This is a genomic window from Nocardioides sp. (assembly GCF_036405735.1).
Taxonomy (GTDB): Bacteria; Actinomycetota; Actinomycetes; order Propionibacteriales; family Nocardioidaceae; genus Nocardioides.
This window is the reverse complement of record NZ_DASWXC010000098.1, coordinates 1-15,508: the sequence shown is the minus strand read 5'-3', so window position 1 is coordinate 15,508 and position 15,508 is coordinate 1. Positions and strand designations below refer to the sequence as shown.

The following is a 15,508-nucleotide window of genomic DNA, read 5'->3' as shown; positions in this document are numbered from 1 at the left end:
TCCCATGTCCTGGAGCTTCGGCGCGCCGCTGTCCGCCGCCCACCGCGACCGGCTGCGCTCGTGCGGGACGTTCGGGTCGGTCCTGGACGAGCTGGACCTGTGCCTGCTCGACGGGTCGTTGCTGCCGGAGTGGTGGCAGCCGAACGGCAACGCGCTCTACGTACGTCGTGGCTTCCCGGTCCCGGACCGGCTGCTCTCGGTGATGGTGACCTACCCGTTCTCCGATGCGCTGCTCGTGCTCGCCACGGACATCTCGATGGTGTCCTCGCTGTTGCTGGGCGGGGACCACGCCACGGTCTTCATCGGACCGGACAGCTATCTCTCGGCCGCCGAGTTCTACTGCGGCGCCGGCTCGGCGATCATCCTCAACGGCGGTGTCGTCGCCACCTCCCGCGCGATGGTCGACGCCCGCAACGGCGGCTCGATCGTCGCCGAGCACGAACAGCTCTGGGCGGCCAACGTCGTCGTCACGACCGACGACATGCACCGGCTCGAGGACCTGGTGACCGGGGAGCGGCTCAACCCGTACGGCGCCCAGATCCGCCTCGGGCGGCACGTGTGGCTGTGCCGCGACGCCATCGTCACCGGCAACACCGAGATCGGCGAGGGGTCGGTCGTCGGCAGCCGGGCGATGGTCCGCGGCCAGAAGGTCGCCGCCAACACCGCCGTCGCCGGCACGCCCGCCCGGGTCATCCGCGAAGGCATCACCTGGCGCGGCGAGGACGCGCCCTGACCTGTCGGTCGAGCAGACCCGTTCCGTCGGTCGAGCCGCGTTCTCCGTTGGTCGAGCCGCCGAGCCGCCCCGTTTCGTTGGTCGAGCCGCCGAGCCGCACCGTTTCGTTGGTCGAGCCGCCGAGCCGCTAGGCGAGGCGTGTCGAGACCTCGGTGGGTGGGGCTGGGTGCCGGGTACGGCGGGGAGGGTGGGTCGAGGTGGTCTCGACAAGCTCGACCAGCGGAACGACGCCCCGCCTCAGCGGCCGAGGTCCTCGATCACCTCGGCTCCCGGCAACTCGGCGAGCAGCCGGCCGGGCAGCAGCAGCTTCGAGCGGCGTACGCCGGAGCCGACGACCGCGACGTCGATCTCGGTCACCCGACGGTCCACGAGGAGCCGCCACGGCGCGGGCAGTCCGACCGGCGTGATGCCGCCGTACTCCATGTCGGACTCCGCCACCGCCCGCTCCATAGGGAGGAACGACGCTTTGCGGACATCGAGGGTGCGCTTGACGAGGTTGTTGACGTCGGCGCGGGTGTCGGCGCGCACCACACAGGCGGCGATCCGCTCGTCTCCCGCCCGGGAGCCTGCGACGACGACGCAGTTGGCGCTGGCCGTCAGCGGCAGGTCGTAGGCCGCGGTGAGGGCGGCGGTGTCGGCCAGGTCCGGATCGATCTCCACGACCGCCACCTCGTCGGCGTGGTCCCAGTCGCGCAGCGCGGCGGCGACCGGCTCGGCGAGCAGCTCCGGATGCTCGCGGGCGGGCAGGGACACGAGGGAGCCAAGCGTCGGCAGCGTCACGGTCGCCATTGTGCTGCCACGGCGGCTTCACCCGGCATTCAGGTGCGAGCGGTCACCGCGACACTCGCGCCGCCCACCGTGGAGCCATGAGTGCTCTCGTGATCGGTCACCGTGGCGCCCCCGGCCACCTGGCCGAGCACACCCTCGCGTCCTACCGGCTCGCCGTCCGGCTCGGTGCCGACGCCCTCGAGACCGACCTGGTGATGAGCCGGGACGGGGTCCTGGTCGTCCGCCACGAGCCCGAGCTCAGCCGGACCACCGACGTCGCGCGCCGGCCGGAGTTCGCCGCCCGCCGCACGACCAAGCACATCGACGGGCGTGCGGCGACCGGGTGGTTCGTCGACGACTTCACGCTCGCCGAGCTGCGCACCCTGAACGCGCCCGGGCCGGGTGACCTGATCCCGACCTTCGACGAGCTCCTCCTGCTGGTGCGGGACGAGTCCGCACGGACCGGCCGAGCGATCGGGCTGCACGTCGAGGTCAAGCATCCGGCGTACTTCGCCTCCGTCGGCCTCCCGATGGACGCCGCCGTGCTCGGCACGCTGCGCGACCACGGCCTCGACCAGCCGGGTCACGGGGTGTGGGTGCAGTCGTTCGACGACCGCTTCCTGCGCCGGTTGAAGCAGTCGACCCCGTTGCCGCTGGTGCCGCTGGTGCAGCTGGTCGAGCCGGGGCGGCGGTTCCGGTGCGACGAGGTGGCGTCGTACGCCGCCGCGCTGGGTCCCTCCCAGGGCGCGGTCCTGCGTGCCGACCGGATGCCGACCGGCCTGGTGGCCGAGGCACACCAGGCCGGGTTGGCGGTGTTCGCGTGGACGCTGCGCGGTGACGTGGAGCAGGCCCGCCGGTTCTTCGCCGCCGGGGTCGACGGGGTCTTCACCGACTACGCCGACCGGGCGGTCACCGCACTGGGCCGGCTGGTGCCGAGCGCCTGACTCAGCGGCGGACGCCGTGCTTGCGCGCGCCGGAGACGGCGACCGCCGCCAGTCCGACCGCACCGGCGACCAGCCACGGGATCGGCAGCAGCCAACGGATGTCGGAGCCGCTCACGACATCGCCCTGGACCAGTCCCCAGGCCCCGACGAAGCAGAGGAACGCCAGTCCCATCACCAGGTGGCCGATGTTGACGGGGTGCCGACCCGTGGGCCGATCCGCGGTCTGCTCGTCGGCCGCGACGGTGGCCTGCTCGAGTGTCTGCTCGTGCTCGCTCATCGGTTGCTCCGCTCCTGGATCCGTTCGCGCCACGACCCGGCGCTGTCTGCGTCGACCACCTGCACCGACCCGACGTCGAGGTCGGCGTCGATGGTGATCATCGGGGCTCCGTCGCTGGCCACGCGGCTGCCGTTGAGCTCGGTGCTGATGCCACCGCGCTCGCTGTCGAAGATCTCCACGTTGCCCGGACCGCTCACCTCGCCGCGCACGTCGACGGTCACGCCGTCGGGCACGATGACCTCGATCTTGCCGACCGAACCGGTGATGGTCAGGTGGTGGCCGTCGAGCGCGCTGAGGTCGGCGACGTCGCGCAGATCGACCCGGAACTCCCCGGTCTCGAACTCGTAGTGGCTCAGCACGTCGGCGGCCGTCGTGGGCCGGACGGCGACCCGGTCGCCCTCCCAGTCCCACTCGTCGGCACCCACGCTGGCGACCAGCGCCAGGGTCGAGACCAGACCGACGAGGATCAGGCCACCGGCCCGACCCCAGAAGGCGCCCAGCACGAGCATCAGGCCGCTCACGCCGACGGCGACGGCGGCGTACGCCGGGTCCGGGACGCTGGCACCGGTGGCGGCGTCCACGATGCCGAGGACCCCCTCGAGCAGCGCGATCAGGGCGAGGGTGAACCAGAACAGGATGGGGCCGCGCTTGCGTGGGTTGGGGGTCGGCACGTAGTACGTCGGCGGTGCGTAGGTCCCCGGCGGGGGACCGTACGGCGCGGCAGGTGCCCCGGCAGCCGCGCCCGGGCCGGCCGGCGGGACGGTGCCCGAGGGCCCGGTGACGGTCGACCAGGCGGTCTGCGCGCCGCGGGCCACCTCGCGACGCCGGTCCCGGTTGCCGAAGACCAGCAGCAGGATCAGCGCGATGATCGCCAGCGGCCAGGGGAACTCGAACCGTCCGACGGTGTCGCCGAGCAGCGCCAGGACGGCGAGGCCGGCGGCGACGTAGAGCGCGAGCGTCCGGGTGCGCTCGTCCAGGCTCACGGTCGCCTTGCCGTCGGTCTCGTCCGGGACGAACAGCCAGCAGGCGAGGTACAGCAGCAGGCCCGCCCCGCCGAAGAACGTCAGCACCACGAACGCGACCCGCAGGATCGCCGGGTCGACGTCGAAGTGTCGGCCCAGCCCACCGGCGACGCCGGCGACGTAGCGGCCCTGCGGGCTGCCCTTGGCGGAGCGGAGCAGCCGGCCCAGGTCACGCGCCTCGGCGGCGGTGACGCGGGGGCCGGTGTCGGCGGTGCCGCCGGCCTCGGCAGCGGGCGGCTGCTCCTCGGGAGGTGTGGTGCTCGTGTCCATGGCATCCAATCTCCCGGTTGGGGTGGGCGCGCACCATCGGGGACGACCCTGAACGGGCCCGGTCCGCCCCGACCTGCCCTCAGGGTCGCCTCGGGGTCGATCCTCATGGTGACGCGCCTGCGGGCGTGTGACGATTGACCCGTCATGACGAGCTTCCCTGGCGCCTCCTCCGGCCCGATCGCCGGCCCGGTATCCGGCCCGGTCCCTGGCCCGACCGCTGGCCCGACCGCTGGCCCCGCGGCGCCGCGCGGCGTGCGCAAGGCGACCCGCGACACCGAGGCCCCGGTCATCGGCGGCGTGGCGTCCGGACTGGCCCGGCACCTTGGCCTACCGGTGCTGTGGGTCCGCGCGGCGTTCCTGCTGGCCGGTCTGATGAACGGCCTCGGTGTGGTGCTGTACGGCGGGCTGTGGCTGGTCCTCCCCGCGGACGCCCGGTTCGAGACCTCGACCCCCGGCGGGGAGAGCGCGTCCCGCGGGGGTCGGCGCCCTGGCCGGATCCGGCGGCTGGCCGACGCCGGGCCGGCGATCGCGCTGGCCGCGCTCGGGCTCGGCGTCGTGCTCGTCGTGCAGGCCGTGTTCGGCATCGGGGCGTGGCTGTGGCCGCTGCTGCTCGCCGTGGCCGGCATCGGCCTGCTGTGGCGGCAGGCCGACGAGGCGCAGCGCGAGCGCTGGCTCGACAGCACCGAGCGGGTCAACCCGCTGCAGCTGGTCGTCGGCGGCGGCTGGGCCGGCTGGCTGCGGATCGGCATCGGGTCGTTCCTGCTGCTGCTCGCCGTCACGCTCGTGGTCGTCGACAACGGCGCGATGATGAGCGACGGGTGGGGCAGCGTCGTGGCGGCCGGGTTCGTCATCGCCGGCATCGCGGTCGTCTTCGGCCCCTGGCTGCAGCGGCTGGCCGCCGACCTCTCCGCCGAGCGCGAGGAGCGGATCCGGACCCAGGCGCGCGCCGACATGGCGGCGCACCTGCACGACTCCGTCCTCCAGACGCTCGCGCTGATCCAGAAGAACGCCGGCGACGCGACCTCCGTCGCACGGCTCGCACGGTCGCAGGAGCGCGACCTGCGCTCCTGGCTCTACGCCGGCGACTCGATCTCCGCGGAGACCCTCGCCGGCGCCCTGCGACTGGCGGCGGCCCAGGTCGAGGACACCCACGGTGTCTCCGTCGACGTGGTCGCGGTCGGGGACGTCCCCTTCGGCGACCGGCTCCACTGCATCGTCGCGGCCGCCCGCGAGGCGATGGTCAACGCCGGCAAGCACGCCGCCGTGGAGCGGGTCGACGTGTACGCCGAGATCGGTCCGACCCTCGCGGAGGTCTTCGTCCGGGACCGCGGCGCCGGCTTCGACCCGGAGGCGGTCCCCGACGACCGTCACGGCGTCAGCGGCTCGATCATCGACCGCATGACACGACACGGCGGCACCGCCGTCGTACGCTCGGCGCCCGGCGAGGGCACCGAGGTCCGGCTCTCCCTTCCCCTGGAGGCAGCCCATGAGTGATCCCGTCAAGGTGCTGGTCGTCGACGACCACGCCATGTTCCGCAGTGGCGTGCGCGCCGAGCTGGAGCGGGAGGGCGACGGGGTCGTCCACGTGGTCGGCGAGGCCGCCGACGTCGACCAGGCGGTGGCCGCGATCGCGGCCACCCCGCCCGACGTCGTCCTGCTCGACGTCCACCTGCCCGGCGGCGGAGGCGTCGAGGTGATGCGGCGCGCGCCGGGACCGCGGTTCCTGGCGCTGTCGGTCTCCGACGCCGCCGAGGACGTCATCGGCACCATTCGCGGCGGTGCGCGCGGCTACGTCACCAAGACGATCACCGGGCCCGAGCTGGTCGCCGCGATCCGGCGGGTGGCCGACGGCGACGCGGTCTTCAGCCCGCGGCTGGCCGGCTTCGTGCTCGACGCCTTCGCCGCCGCCATCGACGTGGCCAGCGTGGACGAGGACCTGGACCGGCTCACCGAGCGTGAGCGCGAGGTGATGCGGCTGATCGCTCGCGGCTACTCCTACAAGGAGGTCGCCAAGGAGCTCTACATCTCGATCAAGACCGTGGAGACCCACATGTCGAGCGTGCTGCGCAAGCTGCAGCTCTCCTCGCGTCACGAGCTGACCCGCTGGGCCTCCGACCGCCGACTGCTGTGAGCCGCCCCGGGCCGAGCCTGCGAGGACCGGGGCGGCCAGGTCGAGTAGCCGCGCGGGCGAGCCCGCGAGCCCGCGACCGGCGTACCGAGACCCAGTCGATCCGGCGAACCGATTCGTAGGGGCCCTGACCACTGGGTAACGGTCCCGTCGTGACCACCACCCCTGTGGAACGCCCGGAGCTCAAACGCTCGATCGGCGGACGCCAGCTGTTCCTGTACGTGCTCGGCGACGTTCTCGGCTCGGGCATCTACGTGCTCATCGGCGCCGTCGCGGCAGCGGTGGGCGGTGCCTTCTGGCTCGCCTTCCTCGTCGGCGTCACCGTGGCGACGCTCACCGGTCTCGCGTACGCCGAGCTCGTGACGAAGTACCCCCGCGCCGCGGGGGCCGCGCTCTACGTCAACCAGGCGTTCCGCCGTCCCGCACTGACGTTCCTCGCCACGGTGTCGATGCTGGCGGCGTCGTTCGCCGCGGCCGGCTCCCTGGCCACCGGGTTCGCCGGGTACTTCCGCCAGGTGTGGGATGCGCCGCCGACGCTGCTGGTGAGCCTGCTGTTCCTCGCCGCCCTGGCGTTGGTCAACTTCATCGGCATCACCGAGTCCGTCGTGGCGAACAGCGTGATGACGCTCGTCGAGGTCTCCGGCCTGCTGATCGTCCTGCTCGTCGGGATCATCCACGTGACCCGGGGCGACGCCGACTTCGCCGTGCTCGGCGACGTCAGCGTCGAGGGCCATCCGGTGCTCGCCGTGGTCGCGGGCGTGGCGTTGGGGTTCTTCGCGATGACCGGCTTCGAGAACGCCGCGAACGTCGCGGAGGAGACGCGCGAGCCGCAGCGGGTCTTCCCCAAGGCGCTCGTGCTCGGCATGGTGGGTGCCGGCCTCTGCTACGTGCTGGTCGCTGTCGCGGCGGCGCTCACCGTCCCCATCCCGACCCTTGCCGGGTCCGATGCCGCGCTGCTCGAGGTCGTCGAGTCAGGGATCCTGCCGCTGTCGACGGGCGTGCTGTCGATCCTCTTCGCGATCATCGCGATGACCGCCATCACCAACACGACGCTGGTCGCGGTCGTGACGCAGTCGCGGATCCTCTACGGCATGGCCCGCGAGGACGTCGTACCCGGTGCCTTCGCGCGGCTCCACCCGCGCCGCCGCAGCCCCTGGGTGGCGCTGCTGTTCTCGGCCGGGGTGGTCGCCGGCCTGCTCGTCATCGGGACGCTCGTGACCTCGACCGGGGCCGGCATCGACCTGGTCGCGCGGCTCGCCACGGTCACCGTGGTGCTGCTGCTGTCGGTCTACGTGATGGTGATCGTCTCGGCGCTGAAGCTGCGCGGCACCGACGAGACCGCCGAGAGCTATCGGGCGCCGACCGCGCTGCTGCTGGCGGGCCTGGTGGGCAACCTCGTGCTGCTCGGCTACGTGGCGTCCGACGACCCGACCTCGCTGTTGTGGTGCGCCGGCCTCATCGGCGTCGGTGTCGTGCTCTTCGTCCTGGAGTACTCCTTCGGCCGGCCCGACCGTCCCGAGGGCACCCGGCGCGCCGACCCCGGAACGGCGCTCTAGTCTTCAGCCATGGAGATCGTGCGCCTGGTCCTGCTGCTGATCCACGTCCTCGGCTTCGCCGCCCTCTTCGGTGGCCTGCTGGTGCAGGCCAAGGAGCCGGTCAAGCGAGTCAACGCCCTCATGCGCGACGGCTCCGGCACCGCCGTGGTCGCCGGACTGGCGCTCGTCGGCGTCCTCGAGGCCGGTGACGGCGACGTCGACCACGCCAAGATCGGCGCCAAGCTCGTCATCGGCGTGGTGATCCTGGCCCTGGTGATGATGAACCTCCGCAAGGAGCGCATCTCCCAGGGGCTGTGGACCCTCCTGCTGGCGCTGACGGTGGTCAACGTCGCCGTCGCGATCTTCTGGACGCCGACTCACGGGTCCTACTGATCCCTCGTGATCCCGCCGGGTTCGCCCCGCCCGGCCGCCCCCCACAAAGTGTCACCGTGACACTTCGCGACAGGAGTGACCCTTTGAACTGTCACGGTCGACGCGAACTGTCACGGTGACACTTTGCAAGTGTCACCGTGACAGTTTGCGCGGCGCCCGGGAGCCGCGTCAGCGCCAGCCGAGCGCGGGCGCGACGTGGGTGAGGATCGCCTCGAGCACGTGGGCGTTGTAGTCGACGCCGAGCTGGTTGGGGACCGTGAGCAGCAGCGTGTCCGCCGCGGCGATCGCCTCGTCCGCCCGTAGCTGCTCGACGAGACGGTCCGGCTCGGCGGCGTACGAGCGGCCGAAGACCGCGCGGTAGCCGTCGATCTCGCCGATCTGGTCGGACTCGCTCTGCTCGTGCCCGAAGTAGGCGTGGTCCTCCTCCGACACGAGCGGGAAGATCGACCGGCTCACCGACACCCTCGGCTCGCGAGTGTGGCCGGCCTCGGTCCAGGCGTCCCGGAACGCCTCGATCTGCTTGCGCTGCTGGACGTGCAGCGGCTCGCCGGACTCGTCCTCCTTGAGGGTGGAGCTCATCAGGTTCATGCCGCGGGCGGCCGCCCAGCGGGCGGTGGCGTCGGAGCCGGCACCCCACCAGATCCGCTCCCGGAGGCCCTCGGAGTGCGGCTCGAGCCGGAGCAGCCCCGGCGGGTTCGCGAACATCGGGCGCGGGTTGGGCTGGGCGAAGCCGTTGCCCTTGAGGACCTCGAGGAGCACCTCGGTGTGGCGGCGCGCCATGTCGGCCTCGGTCTCTCCCTCGGCGGGGGAGTAGCCGAAGTACCGCCAGCCGTCGATGACCTGCTCCGGGGAGCCGCGGCTGATGCCGAGATGCAGTCGGCCGCCGGAGATCAGGTCGGCCGCCCCGGCGTCCTCGGCCATGTACATCGGGTTCTCGTAGCGCATGTCGATCACGCCGGTGCCGATCTCGATGCGGGAGGTGCGGGCGCCGATCGCGGCGAGCATCGGGAACGGCGAGCTCAGCTGGCGGGCGAAGTGGTGGACCCGGAAGTAGGCGCCGTCGGCGCCCAGCTCCTCGGCCGCCACCGCCAGCTCGATGGACTGCTGCAGTACGTCGGCCGCCGACCGCGTCTGCGAGTGCGGCGACGGCGTCCAGTGGCCGAAGGACAGGAACCCGATCTTCTTCACGGAGGTGGAACCCGCCACCCACCCGCGGCATTCCGCAGCGTCGCCGGTTCAGCCGCTGTCCCCTCCGCCGCCTAGGCTGGACCCAGCATGAGCATGATTCCCGGACTCGAAGCCTTCGCCGCGCAGCCAGAGCCTCCCAGGCGCGGCGGCCCCTCGCCGGACGAGCTGCTCGACGGGCTCAACGAGCCGCAGGCCGCGGCGGTCCGGCACGAGGGCGCGCCGTTGCTGGTGGTGGCCGGCGCCGGGTCCGGCAAGACGCGCGTGCTCACCCGCCGGATCGCCTGGCTGATCAGCCAGCGTGGCGCCCACCCCGGCTCGATCCTCGCGATCACCTTCACCAACAAGGCCGCGGCCGAGATGAAGGAGCGGGTCGAGGATCTGGTCGGCAAGCGTGCCCGCATCATGTGGGTCTCCACCTTCCACAGCGCGTGTGTGCGGATCCTGCGCAAGGAGGTGGAGCGGATCGGCTACAAGTCGAGCTTCTCCATCTACGACGCCGCCGACTCCAAGCGGCTGATGACGCTGGTGTGCAGCGACCTCGACCTCGACCCGAAGCGCTATCCGCCCGCCCAGGTGCTCAACTGGGTCAGCGACCAGAAGAACGAGCTGCGCGATCCCGAGGACGCCGCCAAGGACGCCCAGAACAACCTGGAGCAGACCTACGCCGCGGCGTACGCCCTTTATCAGCGGCGGCTGCGCGAGGCCAACGCCTTCGACTTCGACGACCTCATCATGACGACCGTCCACCTCATGCAGGCGTTCCCGGAGGTGCGCGAGACCTACCGCCGCCGGTTCCGGCATGTACTGGTCGACGAGTACCAGGACACCAACCACGCGCAGTACGCCCTCATCCACCAGCTCTGCGCCGACAGCCCCGAGGACGGGGTCGCGACGGGCTCGGGCAGCGACCTGCGCGTGGAGCCGGCCGAGCTGATGGTGGTCGGTGACGCCGACCAGTCGATCTACGCCTTCCGGGGCGCCAACATCCGCAACATCCTCGACTTCGAGCAGGACTTCCCGAACGCCACCTCGATCCTGCTGGAGCAGAACTATCGCTCCACCCAGACCATCCTCACCGCCGCCAACGCGGTGATCGACCACAACAAGGGCCGCAAGGCCAAGCGGCTGTGGAGCGAGGCCGGCGACGGCGATCGGATCGTCGGGTACGTCGCCGACGACGAGCACGACGAGGCGCGCTTCGTCTCCGACGAGATCGACAAGCTCATCGACGACGGTGCCGCCAGCGCGGCCGATGTGGCGGTCTTCTACCGCACCAACGCGCAGTCCCGGGTGTTCGAGGAGGTGTTCATCCGCACCGGCCAGCCCTACAAGGTCGTCGGCGGCGTGCGCTTCTACGAGCGCCGCGAGGTCCGCGACGCGCTGGCCTACCTCCGGCTGCTGGCCAACCCCGCCGATCAGGTGTCGCTGCGGCGGATCGTCAACACGCCCAAGCGCGGCATCGGCGACCGGGCCATCGCGTGCGTCAACGCGCTCGCGGAGCGGGACGGACTGACCTTCTGGGAGGCGCTGCGCCGCTCGGAGGAGGCGCCCGGGCTGGCGACGCGCTCGCTGAGCAGCATCCGCACCTTCGTCGACATGGTGGAGGAGCTGCAGTCGATGGTGGACGCCGGCGAGCGTGCCGACGTCATCCTCGAGACCGTGCTCGACAAGTCCGGCTACCTCGCCGAGCTGGAGGCCTCCGACGACCCCCAGGACGCCACCCGGGTCGAGAACCTCGCCGAGCTCGTCGCGGTCGCCCGGGAGTTCTCCGACGATCCCGTCGCCGGGCCGTCGGCCGACCCCGCCGACGTCGATGCGGGCCAGGTCGCCCCCGGCCTCACGGACTTCCTGGAGCGGGTCGCGCTGGTCGCCGACTCCGACCAGATTCCCGACGACGGCGAAGGACTGGTCACGCTGATGACCCTCCACACCGCCAAGGGCCTGGAGTTCCCCGTCGTCTTCCTCACCGGCATGGAGGACGGCGTCTTCCCGCACGCCCGGGCGCTGGCCGACACCACCGAGCTGGAGGAGGAGCGCCGGCTCGCGTACGTCGGCATCACCCGCGCCCGGGAGCGGCTCTACCTCTCCCGGGCGATGGTCCGGTCCGCGTGGGGCGCCCCGTCGCACAACCCGCCCAGCCGCTTCATCGACGAGCTGCCGGTCGACCTGGTCGACTGGCGGCGTACCGCCGCGGAGCAGGCCCACTGGTCGCGTCCCGACCTCGGCGGCGAGCGGTGGGGGAGCGGTCAACGGCTCGGCACGCCCACGGCGGCCGGTCGCCGCAACTTCTCCAGCGCCGCGCTGCGTGCCGACGCGGCCGCGAAGGCCAAGCCGGCGCGCGAGGTGCCGTCGCTGGCGGCCGGGGACCGGGTCACCCACAACAGCTTCGGGCTCGGCACCGTCGTCACGGTCGAGGGCGTGGGCGAGAAGGCCGTCGCCTCCATCGACTTCGGCAGCCAGGGCGTCAAGCGGCTGCTGCTGCGCTACGCGCCGGTCGAGAAGCTCTGAACGCCTTCGGTGGTCGAGTAGCGAGCGCCAGCGAGCGTATCGAGACCCCGGCATGCACGGCCGCTCTGCTGGTCTCGATACGGCCTCGCCTGGCGGCTCGGCCTACTCGACCGGCGAGGGGCGCGGCGCGGTCCTGATCAGGGGTTCAGGCCCTGCTCGGTGAGTGCGGTGTAGGGGTTCACCGGGTCACCGCCACCGGGGCGGACCTCGAGGTGGAGGTGCGGGCCGGTCGTGTTGCCGGTGGAGCCGACGCGGCCGATGAGCTCACCGGCGTGGACGGTGGCACCGACGCTGACGTCGACGGCGGACTGGTGGCAGAACCAGATCTCGGTGCCGTCGTCGAGGGTGAGCACGGTCTTGTTGCCGTAGGCGCCGTCGTAGCCGGTCGAGGTGATCGTGCCGTTCGCGACCGCGAAGATCGGCGAGCCCGTGGGTGCCGCGAAGTCGAGGCCGGTGTGCGCGCGGGCCCACAGGCCGTACTGCCCGAAGGTCGCCGTGATCCGGTAGTCCGCCGGGTCGACCGGGAGCTTCCACTGGTTGGCCTTCAGCACCTCGGCGTGGCCGGCCGCCTGCTGGCCCAGCTTGGCGAGGCTAGCCTCGCGCTCCTTGGCGGTGCTCTCGGCGTCGGCGCGGCTGCCGCTGCGGCTGACCGCGGTGTCGCGGACCACGCCGACGGCGGCGACGGCGCTGGTGCCGCTCATCGCGCTCGCCGGGCGCAGCTGGCCGGACGCGGCCTGGGACAGCGAGGTGTCACCGGAGGTGACGGCGCCGGCGGCCGAGATCGCCAGGGCGGCCACGCCGACGAGGACGGGGAGCGACGGGACGCCCTTGAACAGAGGTCCGCGGGACGCCGCGCGCTTGGCGGCGCGGCGCTTGCCGCCGGCCGGCACGACCGGGAGGTTCGCCGTGGTGTCGGCGGAGAAGTCGGTGCCGGGCAGCGGCTCGATGCGCGGGAGGCTGCCGGTGAACGCCTCGGTCAGCGCGAACGGCAGCGCTCCGGTGTGCTCACGGACGTCGGCGGCGAACAGCGTCCGGCCGGTGGTCCAGCCCGTGACCTCGGCCTCGAGGTTTGCCGTCTCGACGACGGGGGAACTCTGGAGGGTGTCCTCGACGACCGGGCGAGCCATCCGCTTGCCGACGTACGGCGTTGCGGGCGTGGACTCGGTCTCGGTGGCCCGGTTGGCTACCCGGCGACCGACGTAAGCGGTCCCCTGAGCCGAGTCGGGTCGGTGCGTACCGACAGTCTCGGCTCGGTGGTTACCCATGCGTTCACTGCTCCGCTGCTCGGGGTTCAGACGGCGAGCCACGACAATAACGGACCGGGATGGCGGCACGTAATTGGGACTCGACGTCGATGGTGGACGAACGACGCCACCCGAGGCTAGCGAACCGTCACAGGACGGGACCAAAGACCCAGGCACCTGGTTTAACCGTGCGTGACGCCTGGTCACTCCCGTCGGGCCTATGTCCTATGTCACTCCGGGTCGCTGGGCCTCGTATCCGCGCGGGGCCCGGGTCTAGGGTGCGTCGAGGACATCCGCAGCTACCGGGTCACGCGCGTGCCCTGCGCCCGCCTGGCTTCCGAGTAGTCCGAATCGAACCTAGAAACTTGGTGGATCAGTGGATCTGATGGAGTACCAGGCGAAGGAGCTCTTCGCCAAGCACGGTGTCGCGACCACCCTCGGGGTCGTCGTCGAGACCGCCGAGGACGCTAAGGCCGCGGCTGAGCAGATCGGCGGCGTCACCGTCATCAAGGCTCAGGTCAAGGCCGGTGGCCGCGGCAAGGCCGGTGGCGTCAAGCTCGCGAAGACGCCCGAGGAGGCGTACGAGCACGCGAGCAACATCCTCGGCATGGAGATCAAGGGCCTCACGGTCAACCGCGTCCTGGTGACGCCGGCCACGCCCCCGCAGGAGGAGTACTACTTCTCCTTCCTGCTGGACCGCTCGAACCGCCAGTACCTCTGCATCGCGTCGGTCGAGGGTGGTGTGGAGATCGAGGAGGTCGCCAAGACCAACCCGGACGCCGTCAAGCAGATCGGCATCGACCCGGGCAAGGGCGTCGACGCCGCCAAGGCCCGCGAGATCGCCACCGAGGCGAAGTTCCCGGAGGCCGTCTTCGAGCAGGCCGTCGAGATGATCGAGGCCCTCTACAAGGTCTTCGTCGAGGAGGACGCCACCCTCGTCGAGGTCAACCCGCTGGCCCGTCTCGAGGGCGACAAGCTGGAGGCCCTCGACGGCAAGGTGTCGCTCGACGACAACGCCTCCGAGGTGCGCCACCCCGACCACGAGGAGTTCGAGATCCGCGAGGAGGCCGACGCTCTCGAGTCGAAGGCCAAGGACCTCGGTCTCAACTACGTCAAGCTCGACGGTCAGGTCGGCATCATCGGCAACGGCGCGGGTCTGGTGATGAGCACCCTCGACGTGGTCGCCTACGCCGGCGAGAAGCACGGCGGCGTCAAGCCGGCGAACTTCCTCGACATCGGCGGCGGCGCCAACGCCCAGGTGATGGCCAACGGCCTCGACGTCATCCTCAACGACCAGCAGGTCAAGTCGGTCTTCGTCAACGTCTTCGGCGGCATCACCGCCTGTGACGAGGTCGCCAACGGCATCAAGGGCGCGCTCGAGATCCTCGGCGACAGCGCGACCAAGCCGCTCGTCGTCCGCCTCGACGGCAACAACGTCGAGAAGGGCCGGGCCATCCTCACCGAGCTGAACCACCCGCTCGTGACCGTTGTCGAGACCATGGACGGCGGCGCCGACAAGGCTGCCGAGCTGGCCAACGCCTGAGGCCAGGGGAGAAACAAGAATGAGCATCTACCTCAACAAGGACAGCAAGATCATCGTCCAGGGCATCACGGGCGGCATGGGTGCCAAGCACACCGCCCTGATGCTCGACTCGGGCGCGCAGATCGTCGGCGGTGTCAACGCTCGCAAGGCCGGCACCACCGTCACCCACAAGGACCACGACGGCAACGACGTCGAGCTCCCGGTCTTCGGCTCCGTCAAGGAGGCCATGGAGAAGACCGGCGCGAACGTGTCTGTCGCCTTCGTCCCGCCGGCGTTCACCAAGGACGCCTGCATCGAGGCCGTCGACGCCGAGATCCCGCTCCTGGTGGTCATCACCGAGGGCGTCCCGGTGCAGGACACCGCCGAGGTGTGGTCCTACCTGCAGGGCAAGAAGACCCGCATGATCGGCCCGAACTGCCCCGGCATCATCACCCCGGGCGAGTCGCTGGCCGGCATCACCCCGCACACCATCACGGGCAAGGGCCCGGTCGGTCTCGTCTCGAAGTCGGGCACGCTGACCTACCAGATGATGTACGAGCTGCGGGACTTCGGCTTCTCCACCGCCATCGGCATCGGTGGCGACCCGATCGTGGGCACCACCCACATCGACGCGCTCCAGGCGTTCCAGGACGACCCGGAGACCGAGGTCATCGTGATGATCGGTGAGATCGGTGGCGACGCGGAGGAGCGCGCCGCGGCGTACATCAAGGAGAACATCACCAAGCCGGTGGTCGGCTACGTCGCGGGCTTCACCGCCCCCGAGGGCAAGACCATGGGTCACGCCGGCGCCATCGTGTCCGGCTCGGCCGGCACGGCGCAGGCGAAGAAGGACGCCCTCGAGGCGGTCGGCGTCAAGGTCGGCAAGACGCCGTCCGAGACGGCCGACCTGATGCGCGCGATCGTAGAGGCGCTCTGATCTGAGCTAAGCTGTCACACGAAGGCCCCGGGCTCCACC

14 protein-coding genes are annotated in these 15,508 nt (G+C 71.4%); 9 read left to right on the top strand and 5 right to left on the bottom strand.

The window, feature by feature from the left end:
* Window positions 1-4: 4 nt before the first annotated feature.
* On the top strand, window positions 5-733 hold the full coding sequence (locus VGE38_RS16205; RefSeq protein ID WP_331143592.1) for an acyltransferase: 729 nt from the start codon (window positions 5-7) through the stop codon (window positions 731-733).
* Window positions 734-970: 237 nt separating this feature from the next.
* On the opposite strand, the gene VGE38_RS16200 is transcribed toward VGE38_RS16205, so the two are convergent.
* Complete coding sequence (locus VGE38_RS16200; RefSeq protein ID WP_331143591.1) at window positions 971-1,522, bottom strand: YbaK/EbsC family protein; 552 nt, start codon at window positions 1,520-1,522, stop codon at window positions 971-973.
* Window positions 1,523-1,599: 77 nt separating this feature from the next.
* Here VGE38_RS16200 and VGE38_RS16195 point away from each other — a divergent pair, with 77 nt between their 5' ends.
* Window positions 1,600-2,445, top strand: coding sequence for a glycerophosphodiester phosphodiesterase family protein (locus tag VGE38_RS16195; RefSeq protein ID WP_331143590.1), 846 nt, complete (start codon window positions 1,600-1,602; stop codon window positions 2,443-2,445).
* A gap of 1 nt (window position 2,446) precedes the next feature.
* Here the strand turns inward: VGE38_RS16195 and VGE38_RS16190 are convergent, their stop codons facing one another.
* Both VGE38_RS16190 and VGE38_RS16185 read right to left on the bottom strand, forming a co-directional pair.
* Window positions 2,447-2,722 (bottom strand): hypothetical protein, encoded by a 276-nt coding sequence (locus VGE38_RS16190; RefSeq protein ID WP_331143589.1) that lies wholly within the window; start codon window positions 2,720-2,722, stop codon window positions 2,447-2,449.
* On the bottom strand, window positions 2,719-4,014 hold the full coding sequence (locus VGE38_RS16185; RefSeq protein WP_331143588.1) for a PspC domain-containing protein: 1,296 nt from the start codon (window positions 4,012-4,014) through the stop codon (window positions 2,719-2,721). Before VGE38_RS16185 ends, VGE38_RS16190 begins: the two co-directional genes overlap by 4 nt.
* Before the next feature lie 144 nt (window positions 4,015-4,158).
* Between VGE38_RS16185 and VGE38_RS16180 the strand changes: the two genes are divergently transcribed.
* From VGE38_RS16180 to VGE38_RS16165, 4 genes are all read left to right on the top strand, one after another.
* Complete coding sequence (locus VGE38_RS16180) at window positions 4,159-5,508, top strand: ATP-binding protein (protein WP_331143587.1); 1,350 nt, start codon at window positions 4,159-4,161, stop codon at window positions 5,506-5,508.
* A complete protein-coding gene (locus VGE38_RS16175) occupies window positions 5,501-6,145 on the top strand; it encodes a LuxR C-terminal-related transcriptional regulator (protein WP_331143586.1) in 645 nt (214 codons plus the stop codon). The genes VGE38_RS16180 and VGE38_RS16175 overlap by 8 nt, the downstream gene beginning before the upstream one ends.
* A 149-nt stretch (window positions 6,146-6,294) precedes the next feature.
* Entirely contained in the window at window positions 6,295-7,698 is a 1,404-nt protein-coding gene (locus tag VGE38_RS16170; RefSeq protein WP_331143585.1) for an APC family permease, read from the top strand.
* Window positions 7,699-7,707: 9 nt separating this feature from the next.
* Complete coding sequence (locus VGE38_RS16165; protein ID WP_331143584.1) at window positions 7,708-8,070, top strand: hypothetical protein; 363 nt, start codon at window positions 7,708-7,710, stop codon at window positions 8,068-8,070.
* Window positions 8,071-8,238: 168 nt separating this feature from the next.
* Here the strand turns inward: VGE38_RS16165 and VGE38_RS16160 are convergent, their stop codons facing one another.
* Window positions 8,239-9,258 (bottom strand): LLM class flavin-dependent oxidoreductase, encoded by a 1,020-nt coding sequence (locus VGE38_RS16160; RefSeq protein ID WP_331143583.1) that lies wholly within the window; start codon window positions 9,256-9,258, stop codon window positions 8,239-8,241.
* 87 nt (window positions 9,259-9,345) lie between these two features.
* Between VGE38_RS16160 and pcrA the strand changes: the two genes are divergently transcribed.
* Entirely contained in the window at window positions 9,346-11,766 is a 2,421-nt protein-coding gene (gene pcrA, locus VGE38_RS16155; protein WP_331143582.1) for a DNA helicase PcrA, read from the top strand.
* 137 nt (window positions 11,767-11,903) lie between these two features.
* On the opposite strand, the gene VGE38_RS16150 is transcribed toward pcrA, so the two are convergent.
* On the bottom strand, window positions 11,904-13,031 hold the full coding sequence (locus tag VGE38_RS16150; RefSeq protein WP_331143581.1) for a M23 family metallopeptidase: 1,128 nt from the start codon (window positions 13,029-13,031) through the stop codon (window positions 11,904-11,906).
* 355 nt (window positions 13,032-13,386) lie between these two features.
* On the opposite strand from VGE38_RS16150, the gene sucC reads away from it, so the two are divergent.
* Together sucC and sucD are read left to right on the top strand one after the other, a co-directional pair.
* Window positions 13,387-14,553, top strand: a complete 1,167-nt coding sequence (sucC, locus tag VGE38_RS16145) for an ADP-forming succinate--CoA ligase subunit beta (RefSeq protein WP_331143580.1) — start codon at window positions 13,387-13,389, stop codon at window positions 14,551-14,553.
* Between the two features lie 19 nt (window positions 14,554-14,572).
* Complete coding sequence (sucD, locus tag VGE38_RS16140) at window positions 14,573-15,469, top strand: succinate--CoA ligase subunit alpha (protein ID WP_331143579.1); 897 nt, start codon at window positions 14,573-14,575, stop codon at window positions 15,467-15,469.
* Window positions 15,470-15,508: the final 39 nt, after the last annotated feature.

What these genes read in the sequence shown, in the direction of transcription:
- VGE38_RS16205 (WP_331143592.1), top strand. Translation starts at nt 5, where the DNA reads ATGTCCTGGAGCTTCGGCGCGCCGCTGTCCGCCGCCCACCGCGACCGG.
- VGE38_RS16200 (WP_331143591.1), bottom strand. Translation starts at nt 1,522, where the DNA reads ATGGCGACCGTGACGCTGCCGACGCTTGGCTCCCTCGTGTCCCTGCCC.
- VGE38_RS16195 (WP_331143590.1), top strand. Translation starts at nt 1,600, where the DNA reads ATGAGTGCTCTCGTGATCGGTCACCGTGGCGCCCCCGGCCACCTGGCC.
- VGE38_RS16190 (WP_331143589.1), bottom strand. Translation starts at nt 2,722, where the DNA reads ATGAGCGAGCACGAGCAGACACTCGAGCAGGCCACCGTCGCGGCCGAC.
- VGE38_RS16185 (WP_331143588.1), bottom strand. Translation starts at nt 4,014, where the DNA reads ATGGACACGAGCACCACACCTCCCGAGGAGCAGCCGCCCGCTGCCGAG.
- VGE38_RS16180 (WP_331143587.1), top strand. Translation starts at nt 4,159, where the DNA reads ATGACGAGCTTCCCTGGCGCCTCCTCCGGCCCGATCGCCGGCCCGGTA.
- VGE38_RS16175 (WP_331143586.1), top strand. Translation starts at nt 5,501, where the DNA reads ATGAGTGATCCCGTCAAGGTGCTGGTCGTCGACGACCACGCCATGTTC.
- VGE38_RS16165 (WP_331143584.1), top strand. Translation starts at nt 7,708, where the DNA reads ATGGAGATCGTGCGCCTGGTCCTGCTGCTGATCCACGTCCTCGGCTTC.
- pcrA (WP_331143582.1), top strand. Translation starts at nt 9,346, where the DNA reads ATGAGCATGATTCCCGGACTCGAAGCCTTCGCCGCGCAGCCAGAGCCT.
- VGE38_RS16150 (WP_331143581.1), bottom strand. Translation starts at nt 13,031, where the DNA reads ATGGGTAACCACCGAGCCGAGACTGTCGGTACGCACCGACCCGACTCG.
- sucD (WP_331143579.1), top strand. Translation starts at nt 14,573, where the DNA reads ATGAGCATCTACCTCAACAAGGACAGCAAGATCATCGTCCAGGGCATC.